The organism is Chitinophaga pollutisoli (assembly GCF_038396755.1).
Lineage (GTDB): Bacteria > Bacteroidota > Bacteroidia > Chitinophagales > Chitinophagaceae > Chitinophaga > Chitinophaga pollutisoli.
In genome coordinates this window covers 524,169-538,389 of sequence record NZ_CP149822.1, presented here as the reverse complement: position 1 = coordinate 538,389, position 14,221 = coordinate 524,169, and the positions used below count along the sequence as shown (strand labels likewise).

General features: G+C 55.2%; 13 protein-coding genes. 4 read left to right on the top strand and 9 right to left on the bottom strand.

Features of this window, described 5'->3' with window-relative positions:
* Position 1: 1 nt before the first annotated feature.
* Complete coding sequence (locus WJU16_RS02225; protein WP_341836696.1) at positions 2 to 583, top strand: NUDIX hydrolase; 582 nt, start codon at positions 2 to 4, stop codon at positions 581 to 583.
* Here the strand turns inward: WJU16_RS02225 and WJU16_RS02220 are convergent.
* Genes WJU16_RS02220 through WJU16_RS02205 form a run of 4 tightly spaced genes read right to left on the bottom strand, consistent with a single transcriptional unit; the run spans position 555 to position 4,299 of the window.
* A complete protein-coding gene (locus WJU16_RS02220; RefSeq protein WP_341836695.1) occupies positions 555 to 1,265 on the bottom strand; it encodes a glutamate ligase domain-containing protein in 711 nt (236 codons plus the stop codon). The genes WJU16_RS02225 and WJU16_RS02220 overlap by 29 nt on opposite strands.
* A gap of 41 nt (positions 1,266 to 1,306) precedes the next feature.
* Positions 1,307 to 1,846, bottom strand: coding sequence for a hypothetical protein (locus tag WJU16_RS02215; protein WP_341836694.1), 540 nt, complete (start codon positions 1,844 to 1,846; stop codon positions 1,307 to 1,309).
* 11 nt (positions 1,847 to 1,857) lie between these two features.
* Positions 1,858 to 3,345 carry a DUF5723 family protein gene (locus WJU16_RS02210; RefSeq protein WP_341836693.1) on the bottom strand — a complete coding sequence of 496 codons (1,488 nt, stop codon included), beginning with the start codon at positions 3,343 to 3,345 and terminating at the stop codon, positions 1,858 to 1,860.
* A 60-nt stretch (positions 3,346 to 3,405) separates the two neighbouring features.
* Positions 3,406 to 4,299 (bottom strand): hypothetical protein, encoded by an 894-nt coding sequence (locus WJU16_RS02205; RefSeq protein ID WP_341836692.1) that lies wholly within the window; start codon positions 4,297 to 4,299, stop codon positions 3,406 to 3,408.
* 142 nt (positions 4,300 to 4,441) lie between these two features.
* On the opposite strand from WJU16_RS02205, the gene WJU16_RS02200 reads away from it, so the two are divergent.
* Complete coding sequence (locus tag WJU16_RS02200; protein ID WP_341836691.1) at positions 4,442 to 5,707, top strand: MFS transporter; 1,266 nt, start codon at positions 4,442 to 4,444, stop codon at positions 5,705 to 5,707.
* A gap of 81 nt (positions 5,708 to 5,788) precedes the next feature.
* Here the strand turns inward: WJU16_RS02200 and WJU16_RS02195 are convergent, their stop codons facing one another.
* Genes WJU16_RS02195 through WJU16_RS02185 form a run of 3 tightly spaced genes read right to left on the bottom strand, consistent with a single transcriptional unit; the run spans position 5,789 to position 8,707 of the window.
* Positions 5,789 to 7,084 (bottom strand): radical SAM protein, encoded by a 1,296-nt coding sequence (locus WJU16_RS02195; protein WP_341836690.1) that lies wholly within the window; start codon positions 7,082 to 7,084, stop codon positions 5,789 to 5,791.
* Positions 7,081 to 7,668, bottom strand: coding sequence for a hypothetical protein (locus WJU16_RS02190; protein ID WP_341836689.1), 588 nt, complete (start codon positions 7,666 to 7,668; stop codon positions 7,081 to 7,083). The genes WJU16_RS02195 and WJU16_RS02190 overlap by 4 nt, the downstream gene beginning before the upstream one ends.
* Complete coding sequence (locus WJU16_RS02185; protein WP_341836688.1) at positions 7,661 to 8,707, bottom strand: agmatinase family protein; 1,047 nt, start codon at positions 8,705 to 8,707, stop codon at positions 7,661 to 7,663. The genes WJU16_RS02190 and WJU16_RS02185 overlap by 8 nt, the downstream gene beginning before the upstream one ends.
* 134 nt (positions 8,708 to 8,841) lie before the next feature.
* On the opposite strand from WJU16_RS02185, the gene WJU16_RS02180 reads away from it, so the two are divergent.
* Complete coding sequence (locus WJU16_RS02180; protein WP_341836687.1) at positions 8,842 to 9,243, top strand: cytochrome c maturation protein CcmE; 402 nt, start codon at positions 8,842 to 8,844, stop codon at positions 9,241 to 9,243.
* A gap of 85 nt (positions 9,244 to 9,328) precedes the next feature.
* Positions 9,329 to 11,818, top strand: coding sequence for a cytochrome c biogenesis protein CcsA (ccsA, locus tag WJU16_RS02175; protein WP_341836686.1), 2,490 nt, complete (start codon positions 9,329 to 9,331; stop codon positions 11,816 to 11,818).
* 69 nt (positions 11,819 to 11,887) lie between these two features.
* Here ccsA and WJU16_RS02170 read toward each other — a convergent pair whose 3' ends face one another.
* Positions 11,888 to 12,592 (bottom strand): response regulator transcription factor, encoded by a 705-nt coding sequence (locus WJU16_RS02170; RefSeq protein WP_341836685.1) that lies wholly within the window; start codon positions 12,590 to 12,592, stop codon positions 11,888 to 11,890.
* Between the two features lie 6 nt (positions 12,593 to 12,598).
* Entirely contained in the window at positions 12,599 to 14,032 is a 1,434-nt protein-coding gene (locus tag WJU16_RS02165; RefSeq protein WP_341836684.1) for a HAMP domain-containing sensor histidine kinase, read from the bottom strand.
* Positions 14,033 to 14,221 lie beyond the last annotated feature (189 nt).

The window sequence follows — 14,221 nt, the reverse complement described above, 5'->3', positions numbered from 1 at the left end:
CATGAAGATTTTGAACTGGAAACTATTGCAATCCGAGTACCTGTTCCGCGAACCCTGGCTCACGGTACGGAAAGACACATGTGAAACGCCGTCGGGCGTATTGGTACCATCGTATTATGTGCTGGAATACCCCGACTGGGTAAACGCCATGGCCATGACGGACGATGGGAAAGTACTGCTGGTGCGGCAATACCGCCACGCCATCGGCAAAGTGCTGCTGGAAATTCCCGGCGGTGTGATCGATGCGGAAGACGCTTCTCCCGAAGTTGCCATGCGGCGCGAGCTGCTGGAGGAAACAGGATATGCTTTTAATGAAATGCATTTTCTCGGGGTGATTTCTCCCAACCCTTCCACCAATACCAACCTCACGCATATGTACCTGGCCACCGGCGGGAAAAAAGTGCAGGAGCAACAACTCGATTTTAATGAAGAGATCGAGGTGGAAGCAGTAACGGTGGCGGAACTGGAAACGCGTTTGAAGAACAACGAATTCCTGCAGGCGCTGCATGCCAGCTGTCTTTTCTACGGATTGATGAAGTGGAAAGAACTGCAGGCTACCCCTGTGGTACATCTCCCACGATAAAACAGCTGCCGCAAACGAGGATCATGTCATCCTTCCCCGCAACGGCCTGCGCGGCTTCGAAAGCAGCGGGCACGTTGGGATAAGCATTCCCGCGCAATCCTTCTTTATTGGCCATTTCGAGCAGTTCGGTTTCGTCCAGCGCGCGGGGGATCTGGGCGCGGGTAAAGTAATACGTGGCGTTGGACGGCAGGAGCCGCAGCGCGGTGGGCACATCTTTATCCTTCACGAAACCCGTCACAATATGGAGTTTGTCGTACGTCACCAGCGCGAGCTGTTCGAGGATCGCGCGGATGCCGGCCTCGTTATGGCCTACGTCCAGCACGGTGTACGGATGGCGGCCCACTACTTCCCATCTGCCGCCGAGGCCAGTCAGTCTTTTTACGTTCGCCAGCCCATTTTCTACTGCTTCGTGCGTTAGTTTATAGCCTTCCTGCCGGAGGATGTTCACCCCGGCCAGTACACCCAATAAATTCTTTTCCTGGTAGTGCCCCGGCAAATCGAGGCGGTAGGTGGTTTCCGGCTCTCCGGTGTTGGATGCGACGGTGACGGTGAGCGTTTCCGGGTCGGCATTGCTGCGGAGGATTTTGTATTGCTGGTCGGCAAATAAAATCGGTGCGTTATGCAGATCCGCTACTTCGCGGAAAACGCCTTCAGGCCCCGCCTGCGTTTCACTGATCACCACGGGGGTGTCGGGCTTGATGATGCCGGCTTTTTCCCGCGCGATCAGCGCTGGTGTGTTGCCCAGTAAATGCGTATGGTCGAGGCTGATATTGGTAATGATGGAAAGGAGGGGGAGATGATATTGGTACTGTCGAGCCGCCCGCCCAGGCCGGTTTCGATAATAGCGATGTCGATCCCTTCTTCCGCGAACCATTGAAACGCCATGGCCACCGTCAGTTCGAAAAACGAGGGCTCAATGGTTTCCATGTGCTGTTTCATTTCGGCCGTGAAAGATACCACCCTTGCTTCGGGGATCATTTCGCCATTGATACGGATGCGTTCGCGGAAATCATGGAGGTGCGGGGAAGTGTAAAGGCCCGTTTTGTAACCGGCCGACTGGAAGATGGCGCTGAGCATGTGGCTGGTGGAGCCTTTGCCGTTAGTGCCTGCTATATGGACAGACGGAAACCGGTCTTCCGGATGGCCGAGTATGCCGCACAGCAGGCGGATGTTAAGCAGGTCGTTTTTCAGCGCGGAGTCGCCCACTTTGCTGAACATGGGGAGACGGCTGAATAAGTATTCGATCGTTTGCTGATAGTTCATTGGTTACCTCGCTATATGGTCGGGCAGCCGATGTTGTGCCGGCGTTTGCGGTACGTTCCGTCGCTGCCCTTGTCCCACGACCATTTGCCTAAACGGATGGGAACTATGCGCAAAGCTACGAATACATCCGCATGATTGATCATCTGGCGGGAGAGGTTGGAAAAGAGGGAGGCGGACCCGATCACGAGGGGGCCCGCGCGCAGCGCGAAACCGGCGTCGGCCTGCCCGAAACGGTTCACCGATACAGGTAGGTACAGGCCCAGGTTTTTAAGCTCGAAGCGGGGTGTAACCAGGAACTGGGTGAGGGCGTTGGTCTTGTTGTCGTCTTTTTCCCCACCGTTCAGGGCCACGGTGGCGCTGACGCTCAGGAAAAAGCGGCCGTTCAGGTTGATGTCGCCGAACATATTGAGCGATGTCGGTAGATTCATAAAATAGGTGTCCTCGTTTTCCAGCGGCGTAAACATCGTCGCGATCCGGGTGGCGTAGCTGCGCATGCTTTCGTTGCGCTGTTTGTTCAGGGACCGGACGAGCACATTGTCTGCAGTAACATCGAGGTTGGCGGATGGAACTGATTTCCGGTACGACATCCCGCCGATATCCACGATCGACACGCCGAAGCGCGCTTTCCAGGTATCCGCGTCGGGGTTCCAGTCGGGCCCGCCTTCGTGCATGCTGCCAAAACCGTCGTTATCCGGCCGCCATTCGTACACCACTCCCAGGTCTACCCCGATGCCGGGGTTTTGGAAAGGGCTGTACACCGTTGACCAGTTGTCTTTGCTGGTGTATTGGTCCAGTTCTTCGTTATAACCGTAATGCACGCGCCCGCTGTTGATATCGGCGAGCTCGGTGGTGTTGAAGGTGAAGGACGCATCGCGGACCACAGTGTAAACGGAGGCTTGTCCGCCGAGGTATTTCAGCGAGATGCCGGCTTTCCAGCGGTGGTCGCCTTCGTCTTTGATGACGCGGGCGTAACTGAGCGCGAATTCGTTCCAGGCGTTGCCGTTGGCCGCGGCGAATTTGGAAGCGAAGTTGCGGTTGGTGAAGCGGGGATTGGGATAGTTGAGGGCGAAGAAGTTGACGATCTGCGTTTCCATCCCGCCGGCATTAGCAGATCCGCGAACGCGCCAGGTGAAGGCAATTGATTGCTTTTCGTCGATGGAATACAGGACGGAAGGCAGCATCACATCCGCGCTGCCCCAGCCATATTGCTTGCGGGTGGCGTTGGTGTCGGGGATATAGTCCACGTTCCTGACCATTTTTTCCTGGCCGGAAAGTAAAGATGATTTAACAAAGGAATAATACGTATTACCTGCTTTTACATCCGCGCCGATGATGTTCACATCCCATTTGTACCGCGATCCTGCGGCGAGGGCGGGATTGAAGGGTACGGCATGTACGCCTGCGAACTGACTGGTATGATAGCCCGGGAAGACCTGCGCCTGCGCCGGGATAGCGGCAATCAGGCACACGATGAGATATCTGAGGCGTTTTTTTCGCATAGAATAGTCGTAAGGTATAGGTAATAACGTGAAAAGCCGGGAGATATTTCCGGGCTGTCGTTATTGCGGCTTGAAATAGAAGCGGATGGTGCCGAATTGCTCTTCCGGCGCTTCCTGGCTGGCATTGTACTTTATCCGCATGGCTGCATCCCGTGCGATACGGATAGCGGCGGCGTTGGAAATATTGGAACCTTTGAGGCTGTGCGTGGCGCTTACCACATTGCCGTTACGGTCTACTTTTATGTTGATGGCTACATACCCCGTTTCGTTACCATCCCATTCCACGGACGGGCGGCCAACGAGGTTACGGCCGTTCAGCCGGAAATCGGAAGCGCCGCGGCCTGCTCCGGGCGTGCCGGTATAGGCGCCGCCATTGGGGCTTCCGCCGATAACGCCACGGTCGCCGGGGCGGCCGGTATTGCCTTCGCCCTGCGAATTGTTGGAGCCGTCCGCACCATTGCCGCTGTTGGCCGCGTTGCCGGTGCCGCCGGTGAATACGGCTTTAGGCTTGGGCTGCGGAGCTGGAGGCGCGGGATTGGGAGGCGCCACGGCTTTAGGCTTGGGAGCCTTCTCAGGCTTGGGCTCAAGCGTTTTGGCTATTTCTTTCGGTTTAACGTTTTTCGGTTTTACCGGCTGTTTCACCACCTCGGGGGCGTCTGCCTCGTCGGAAGTGGCCAGCTCCTGGGAATTGCCGTTGTCGGCCGGAGCGGCGGGCGCGGGTTGCGGGGTGGAAGGGACAGGCTGCGCGGCCGCGGGCGGGTTGGGATTGAGCGGCTGCTCGTCGCCCATACCGTCGTCAGACGTGCCGAGGTTCACTTCGATGCCCATGTCCTGGTCGGGCAGGGGCGGCGGTACGTTGAGGCTCACCATCAGCAGCGCCACTAACAGCAAGGCATGAACGCCGATTGTGATACCGGCGGCTTTTATATTTTTGGATTTGTTCTGCTCTGTCATCTTGATTCAAAGTTAAACTTTTTTTCAGAGGGGGAAACCCGCTTTCCGGCTGCAAATACCCTGCCGCGCCTGTCATTTATCAATGCTGTTTGTCATTTCCCGGCTGGTAAATGTAGGGAAGGGGTGTAATTTGCGGTTCATTATGTTCGACAAGACAATTTCCCTATATAAAAGCGCTTACGGTGGAATTCCCCGGAAAGTGTGGCTGCTGGCGACTGTGCTGCTGATCAACCGCGCCGGGGCCATGGTGATCCCTTTCCTTACATTGTATCTCACCACGCAGCTCCATTTTTCACTGGAACAGGCGGGGATCGTGATGACGGTGTACGGAGTAGGATCTATCCTGGGCGCGCTGCTGGGCGGGAAATTGTCGGATACCATCGGTTTCCACCCGGTGCAGTTCTGGAGCCTGGTGTTGCATGGGGGGATGTTCGTGGTACTGGGGCAGATGCATACTTTCGTTCAGTTCGCGGGAGCGGTTTTTGTGCTGGGGCTTGTGGGCGACGCGTTCCGGCCCGCCAACTTCGCGGCCGTGGCGCATTACAGCGACGCGGGATCGCGCCTGCGCTCGTATTCGCTGCTCCGCCTGGCGTCGAACCTGGGTTGGGCGGTGGGGCCTGCGGTGGGAGGGATGATCGCTTATCTGAGCTACGACCTGCTTTTCTATTTCGACGCCACATCCTGCTTGCTGGCGGCGCTGTTGCTGAAGTTGTTCCTGCGTCCGGGCAAAACGGCGGACAGTATCGTTCATAAAGCCCCCGGGACCGGGAGCGTCACTTCCGCTTACCGCGACAAACTATATTTATTCTTCATCCTGCTCGTCGCTTTCAACGCCGTCTGCCTTTTCCAGATGTTCAATATCGTGCCGGTGTACCTGAAAACGGTGGTGCGTATGCCGGAGAACCTCATCGGCCTGGCGATTTCTTTCAACGGGGTAATTATCGCGCTGGTGGAGATGATCCTGGTTTTTAAGCTGGAGAACCGCCGCGCCAACGAGTACTATATCTGCATCGGCGCCCTTTTCATGGGGCTGGCTTATATCGTTTTCAACTTCTTTCCGCCGGTGGCCGCCGTGGCGTTCATCCATATCGTCCTGTTTTCCATTGCGGAAATGCTGACGCTGCCATTCATGAACAACATCTGGATCCACCGGGCGCAGGCCCACAACCGCGGCCAGTACGCAGCATTGTACACGGTCGCCTTCTCCGCAGCGACCATCCTGGCGCCCACGCTGGGCGCATTCGGGGTGGAGAACTTCGGGTATGGCAAATGGTGGTACGCCGTGGGCGGTATCAGCATGCTGACGTTCATCGGTTTCTACTGGCTGCTGGTGCGCAAATCTTTCTCCAGGACCGCCGAAACGCCCGCGCAGCCTGCGCCTGGGGCCATACTGGCGCAGGAAGCGTAAGTTTTTCAGCCGCATATTAGGACCAAAAAAGCCTTCGCTCCAAACGGTGCGAAGGCTTTTTTATATGCGTTATAAAAAGGATTATACGTGTGCGAAATCCGCTTCGTAATTGCCTTTGATGCGTTCCATAGGCGGGTTGTAGTAGCCGAATTTCACTTCGGGGAACTCCTCGCGGATAAGCTCCATGAGCTGCTTAATGCCCAGCACATCGCCCGTTTCGGTAACACCGATTTTGCCGAGGTACCAGTCCGGATCGATGTTGAAATTCCGCCACTGGATCATATTCAGCCCGGTTTCCCGGATCACGGTGCGGAGGGCTTCATATTCCTCTACGGTATCGGTCATACCCGGAAACACGAAGTAGTTGATGGAAGCCCAGCCGCCATGTTCCCGCACCACCTTGATGCTTTCCAGGATATCGGAAAACTGGTAGTTGTTGGGGCGGTAATACGGTGTGTAGATATGTTCGCGAACGGAGTTGAGGCTCACGCGGATGCTGTTGAGGCCTGCCTTGCAGAGCTCGCGCACCGCATTGGGCTTGCTGCCGTTGGTGTTGATGTTGATGCTGCCTTTATCTGTATGCTTGCGGATTTCGAGGATCGATTCGCGGATGGTTTCCCACATGAGCAGCGGCTCGCCTTCGCAACCCTGCCCGAAGCTCACGATGGGATAGGGCGCCGACTCCAGGTGCGGAACGGTGAACTCCACGATCTCTTCTGCCGTAGGCTTGAAGGTGAGGCGGTCCTGCGTGGATACGATGGTCTCGTCTTCCGGCTGGAACGAAATACAGCCGATGCAGTTGGCGTTGCAGGCGGGGGAAGAGGGGATGGGGCATTCCCAGCGGCCCATGAAATAGTTCCGGGCGGCAGGACAGTGATACGTCAGCGCGCAGTTGTTCGCCAGGTGTTGCACGAGGCGGTTGTGCGGGTAGGCGGTGATCATGTCTTCCACGCCGGATTTCACTTTGTTATCGCTGAAACCGCCGCATTCCTGCCGGATATCCTGCTCGATGCGCACGGCGGGCACATAGAACTTTTCGTTGTGCCAGCCGGCTGCCGTATAACAGAAAAGCGGGAGGGTGGGCGCGTCTGGCAGCGTTTCATAGGCGGCCAGGTAGAAGCCGGTATGCGCGGGCGGGATGAATGCCGCCACGGCCCATCCTTTTTCGCAGAGGCGCATTTCGCCGGTCTTCACGTCGATCCCGATGCCGCGGCGGCCGGGTAGTTCATACAGGTTGCCTCCCTCGGGCAGCTCGATCCATTCGTCTTCGGGGATGGGAAACGCGTCCCAACCGCTGCGGCCCACAACATATAGCGAGGTGTCCTCGAAAATGTTGCCCTTGCCGTCTGAATACATTATATAAGGAGAAACGTTCATGTCAGCCTTGATTGAAAAAATGCATTGATCTCCGCCGTTTGCGCCGGGGAGTATTCGTCGAGTACGTCCAGCTGGAGCACTTTGTTATTTCTGAAATCCAGTGTCAGCAGATCGTTCCGCAAAACTACGTTATTCATTTCGTTCCATCTGAATGCTTTGGTGCCGAATACGGTGGGGAGCGTAATGCCCGCTTCCCCGATTTCCGCATACGCCGGTTGCATGATGCGGTATTCCGCGTAGGCCGTATAACCCACGCCGAGCCCCGCCAGCAGGAGGGTGCCGCCGATAATGGGCTGCATATGCGAAAGGAAGAAAAGGCTGCCGCTGAAGAGGGTAAACACCTGCAGGAGGCGCAATACCGAATTGGTTTCCGACATCTTGCGCATTTTGCGCATCATGAAGGGGAAAGCCAGACTGGCCGTGCCCAGCGCGATAAACAGCAGTGCCATGAGCCAGTTGGGATCTTCCATTTTATAGACGCCGATGACGTTGAACAGGAACAGGATGCCGATCATGCCGTGCATGACGGGCTGCATGCGTAATTTGGTAATGGCGTTTGGATGGAGGATGCGGAATTTATACATTGGATTTAACCATCAGGTTACACAATTTGAAAAGGATGCGCGCGCCCACGTTGGCGTCCCACTCATCGAGCCCGGCGCTTACCTCCACCAGGTCGAAGCTGATAATGGTGCGCCCGCTTTCGATCACGCGGCGGAAGAGGTAATATACCTGCTGCGCTTCGAGGCCCCCGGGCACCGGGGTGCCGGTATGCGGACAAAGCTTCGGGTCCAGTCCGTCGATATCGAAAGAAATATGTACCTGCTGCGGCAGCTGCTGGATGATATCGTCGCAAATGCTCTTCCAGGCCTCGCCTTCGTACATGCGCTCTTTCATGTCGTGGTCGAAATACGCCGTAATGCGCCCGCCGCTGTTGCGGATCAGCTCCAGTTCCCCTTCGCAGTAGTCGCGGAGGCCTACCTGCACCAGCTTTTTGAGCTGCGGCACTTCCTGCAGGGCGTTGTACATGATGGACGCGTGGGAGTATTTAAAACCTTCGTAGCTGTCGCGGAGATCGGCGTGCGCGTCGATCTGGAGGATGCCGAAATCGCCCTTATGCTCGCCGATGGCGCGGAAGAAGCCCAGCGGTGTGGAGTGGTCGCCGCCTACGAGGCCTACCAGTTTCCCTTTGGCGAGAAGGCCTTTCGTCTGTTCGTAGACCCAGGCATTCATTTTCTCGGTCCCTTTGTTCACATCGTCAACCGAACGGCGCATGAAGTCGTTGTCGTTCACGTCTCCGCCTTCAGCGAGGAATTTCAGGTAAAGCTCGGCTTCCTTGCGGAGGTAATCGCTCCGGAGCAGCAGCTGCCGGTCGCATTCGCGCATGAAGAAGCCCTGTTTCCAGCCGTCGGTGCCGGTGTCCGTGTCGTAGAGGTCCACCTGCAGGGAGGCTTTGAAAATGTGTTCCGGCCCGCGGGCAGTACCGTTGTTGTAGGACACCGTCACTTCCCAGGGCACCGGGAGGAGCACCAGCCGGGCATCGTCTTCCCCGAAAGGCAGTCCGAATATGTTATTGGACAGCAGGCCGGGGGAGTTGGGATCAAATTTCGAGAGATCAGCCATGATAAATCAGTACTTAGCGTATTTCCGCGCAAAGGTACAGGTAAAAATTGGTTCCGGGAGGGGGAAACCTGACGAATATCAGGCCCCCTGAACGGGTTTTTTGGCTACCTTTGTCCACGATTAATCTGGTAAGGATGAAGAAGACAAGTATTATTCTGCTCGTAGTTATTGCGGTATGCGTGGCTGGTATGGTTATGATGGTAGGTGATTTCAGCACTTACGAAACATTCGCCACCGCCCGTAAAAAGGAAGGAAAGGAAATTCACGTGATCGGCGCGCTCGACAGCACCAAATCCGTTATTTACGATCCCGCCAAAGACGCCAACTATTTCAGCTTTCACATGAAAGACAAAAGCGGCGAAATCAGCCGTGTCGTGTTCTACGGCACCCGGCCTACCGACTTCGAGAAATCCACCGAGCTGGTGCTCACCGGCCGGATGGTGGGTACTGAGTTCCAGTGCACCAAAATCCTTATGAAATGCCCGTCCAAATATAAAGACGAGCAAACCGCCTACAGCGCACAGAAAGACATTTAAGGAAAATATTATATAACTGTATATCGTCGCCTTTTGTGCTATGCCTGAACCGGCGGCGGGATTCATCACAACTTACGGACAACCTTTGGAATCGATCAAATACAATGGGGAGCACCTGCTTCCCGGTCAACTGGGCCATTTATTCAGCATCCTGGCGTTCGTCGCCTCCCTGGTGTCTGTAGTGGCTTACTTCATCAGCGTCAGGCAGACGGATGAGCTTAAGAAGGCTTCCTGGGCCAAAATAGGCCGCTGGGCGTTCTATACCCAGGCATTTTCCGTATTCGCCGTATTCGCCACACTTTACTACATCATTTCCAATCACTTATTCGAATATAAGTATGCCTGGCAGCACTCCGACCGCGACCTGGAAGTGAAATACCTCCTCAGCTGTTTCTGGGAAGGGCAGGAGGGCAGCTTCCTGCTCTGGAGCGTATGGCACAGCGTGCTGGGGATTATTCTCGTGAACACCTCGAAATCCTGGGAAGCTCCCGTGATGGCGGTCCTCGCATTTTCGCAGGTTTGCCTGGGCAGCATGCTCATCGGGATTTACGTTTTCGATTATAAAGTGGGCAGCAACCCCTTCCTCCTCATCCGGCAGGAAGACCCTTCGTTGCCTATCTTCAATAACCCGGATTACATGCAGTTCAAGCAGTTCATGGACGGAAACGGTCTGAACGCGCTGCTGAAGAACTACTGGATGGTGATCCACCCGCCGGTGCTCTTCCTCGGTTTCGCCGCCACTATCGTGCCATTCGCCTATGGCGTTGCCGGCCTCTGGACGCGCCGCTATACCGAATGGGTGAAACCCGCGCTCCCCTGGGCCCTCTTCGCCGGCATGGTGCTCGGCGTGGGCATCATGATGGGTGCGGCCTGGGCCTACGAATCGCTGACCTTCGGCGGTTACTGGGCATGGGACCCCGTAGAGAACGCCTCCATGGTTCCCTGGCTGACCCTCGTAGCCGGTATCCATACCATGCTGGCCTTCCGCCACTCCGGCCACGCCCTTAAATCGTCTTTCTTCTTCGTCATTATATCCTTCGTTTTCATCCTGTATTCCACTTTCCTGACCCGCAGCGGTATCCTCGGCCAAACCTCGGTGCACTCGTTTACCGACCTCGGCATGAGCGGCCAGCTCCTGGTGTTCATGGGCATATTCACCATCCCGGCCTTATGGATGCTGGTCGCCCGCGGAAAGCAGATCCCGCAGATGAAAAAGGAAGAAAGCACTTACTCCCGCGAGTTTTGGATGTTCGTTGGCGCCCTCGTGCTGCTGGTTTCCGCCCTGCACGTGACCTTCTTCACCTCCATCCCCGTTTGGAACAAACTGCTCGACCTCTCCGGCCTGCGCAAACTTTTCAATCTCGAAGAATTCGCGCCCCCGACCGATGTGATGCTGCATTACAACAAAGTGCAGATCTGGCTGGCGATCATCATCGCCCTGCTCACAGCTATCACCCAGTTCATGAAGTACAAGGATACCCCCAAAGGCGTGCTGGCGAAAAAACTGGCATGGCCTACGCTGATCTCCATCGCCATCGCGGTGCTGATCGGGTGGACGGGCCGCATCTTCTTCACCGACTACGGCGCGGGCTTCCTGCTGGGCGTTTACCTCATGCTCTTCGCCTGCGTGTATTCCGTAGTGGCCAACATCACTTATATTATTACCGTCCTGAAAGGCAAGACTAAAGCCGCCGGCGCCTCCGTGGCCCACGTGGGCTTCGGGCTCATGCTGCTGGGGATTCTCATCTCTTCCAGCAAGAAGGAGGTTTTGTCTGTCGATAAGATGAACGTGCTGAGTGGCTATTTCACGAAAGAAAGCGGCCAGAACTCCCGTGAAAACCTCATGCTCCCTAAAGGGCTGCCGGTGCAAATGGGACCGTATTTCGTAACCTATCGCGGTGATTCCATCTCCACGGTGGATAAGGATAAGACGCTCTATATCGTTGAATACGAACGCAAAGCGACGCTTGACGCCGAGCCCACCGAGCGCTTTACCCTCTATCCCGACGCGTATCTCAACGTGAAAGGGCAGGAAGGCATCACGCCGAATCCGGATTCCAAGCACTACCTGACGCGCGATATCTTCACCTACATCACCGCTGTGCCCCGGAAAGATATCCCGGCCGACACGCTGCCTTACACCCCGCACGTCATCACCCAGGGCGATACCGTGTACTTCTCGAAGGGCTTTATGGTGCTGGAGAGCCTCAATACCAAGCCGAAACAAAAGAATTATCATCCCGAAACGGGCGACATCGCCGTGGGAGCCGATATTTACGTACATACCCGCGACAACGGTGATTTCCGGATCAACCCGGTATATTTCATCCGCGACAGCAGCTTCCAGGCGAATGTGCCCGATACCGTGGCGCCCCTGAGCTTGGCGGTGAAGTTCACCAAGATCCTGCCGAACGAGAATAAGGTGCAGATCGAACTGAAAGAAACCCGCGAGCCGATGGATTACATCGTGCTGAAGGCGCTCATCTTCCCGCATATCAACGTGCTTTGGATCGGCATCATCGTGATGGCGGTAGGCTTCGGCATGGCGATGCGCCAGCGCATGAAGAGCAAATAAGACTTACGGAATTACATAGAAAAGGCCGTCTCATTGCAAAATGCGACGGCCTTTTCCGTTGGAGCAGGTTTATCCCGCGTCCCGGGACTGGTCTTTCAATATGTAGCCCAGCCCATAAACGTTTTCGATCGTTACCTTTTGCGAATGTTGCAGCAGTTTGCGGAGCCGGGAAATGAAAACATCGAGGCTGCGTCCGAGGAAATAGTCATTGTCGCCCCATAATTGTACCAGTATTTCTTCCCGTTTCACCACCCTGTTGGAATGTTTGAAAAGGAATTCGAAAAGCTCGGCTTCGCGCGGGGTAAGGGTAACGTCTTTCCTGTCGGGAATGCGGAGCTTCAGGCTGTCTTTGTAATATTGGACGTCCCCGATATGCATGCAGTTGACAACAGGGCCGCCGCCGGTGCGCCGCCGCACGATATTGCGGATGCGCAAAACCAGTTCGTCGATATCGAAGGGTTTGGTAATGTAGTCGTCGGCCCCGATATGCAGCCCCTGCATGCGGTCTTGTTTTTCCTTCCGGGCGGTCAGGAAAAGAAAAGAAGTGTCGGGCGCGGTTTTCAGGACTTCGCGCGCGAGCTGGAATCCGTCCATCTGCGGCAGGCTTACGTCGAGCAGGAGGATATCGAATGCGGCGGGGTTGGCCTGGAAGGTGCGGAGCGCGTCCGGGCCATTGGTACACCAGGTTACGGAGGCATCCATCACTTCCAGGTATTGGCTTACCACATTACCGAGGTCGGTTTCATCTTCCACAAAAAGGATGTTTATTTTCATCTGACGTTATTGTAACAGCGGGATAGAGATCAGGAAAAGGGTGCCTTTGCCGGGCGGGCTCACGGTCTGCAGGTCCCAGCCATGCGCTTCCACGCATTGTTTTACATAATACAGCCCAAGGCCCAGCCCTTTAATCTGCGTTACCTCCTGGCGGGTATGGCGGTAAAATTTATCGAATACATAGCGCTGCACCGCTGCGGGGATGCCGATGCCATTGTCTTCTATCCTTAATTCCAATTGCTTTTTATTGTTGCGGGTGCTGACGGTAATCCTTTTATCCTTACTGGTATTGTATTTTACAGCATTGTCCAGCAGGTTGAATACCATTGTAGCAAACCAGAAAGGGTCTATTTCCGCCTCCGCTTGCCGCGCATCCTTATGCAGTTCCAGGAGGATGTTTTCCTCAGTGTATTTCAGCCGGAAGTCCAACAGGATTTCTTCCAGATGCTGGTGAACGGATTGCGGCGACTTGTTCAGTGCGATCTTGCCGGAAGCGGTAATGTCCAGCACCTGGGTGATGAGCTGCCGCAAACGGCAGCTCTGGCGTTCGATCACATCCGTGAGCGCCAGGATATTCTCCTTTCTTTCGTTTATCCGGTCGTTTCGCAGGCTCTTCCCGGCCACGGCAATGGCAGCCAGTGGCGTATGCAGCTCGTGGGTGATGTTGTTGATGAAATCGCTTTTCATGTCCGACAATTTCCGCTGCCGCAGCCAGTTCATATAAGTAGCGAAGAAAATGGTCACGACGCCGAGTACGGACAATACCGACAGCAGCAACAGCGGCCACATGAGTTTGAGGATGGTCAGGGTACGATCGTCGGTATCCATGAAAAGGGAGAAGCTGATTCGGTAACTGTATGGCCGTGTGCTGCTGAGTGTGAGGGAAGACACGAGGTTGTGGCGGCCTGGTTTTTTGAGGTTGCCGCCGATCAGCAGGCCCATTGGTTTTTGGGCGGCTACGTTGAGCAGCGGATAAAAACGGCCAGCCTCATACAGCGGGATGTACCGGTTGCTTTCGAAAGCCACATCTATGGCATTCAGCACCAGGGCGTAGCGGAACGTTTCATGGATATCGTTGTTCTGCAGGATGTCGGTCAGCAGGCTGTCCATATTATTACGGGCGGTCAGCGCCTGCCAGGTGCTGTCGAGCATGCGCTGCTTCAGCAGCTCAAACTGCGCGGAGTCTTTCTTGTAATAGTTTTCGAGCAGATAGATGTTGTCGTTCTCGATATAACGGTCCACAATCTTCCCCGCGCCGGGGAACAGGTTTTCGTTGGTCATTTCCCGCTCGTAGCGCTCCCGCACGATCTTTTTTTCCGGTATTTTATACTGGTCATTGCGGAGTTTGAAAGTATTGTAAATCAGATATGCCTGCACGGAAGTGAGCGCAAGGAAGCTCACGACAGCGATGACGATATAGGTGAATTTTGATTTTTTCATCCGGCGCAGGTTGAATACCATTTGCGGAAGGTAGGAAAGGTTTTCAAGAAAGCGGAAGGAAGGCGGCCTATTTAGAATGTGTTAACTATTTGTTTGACTTCCGTTAACAGCAATGCCATGGCATGTTTGGTAATTTTAACCCCGATCGCTTCAACCAATTCAACATTCTTATCAATCAAATCTACTTAT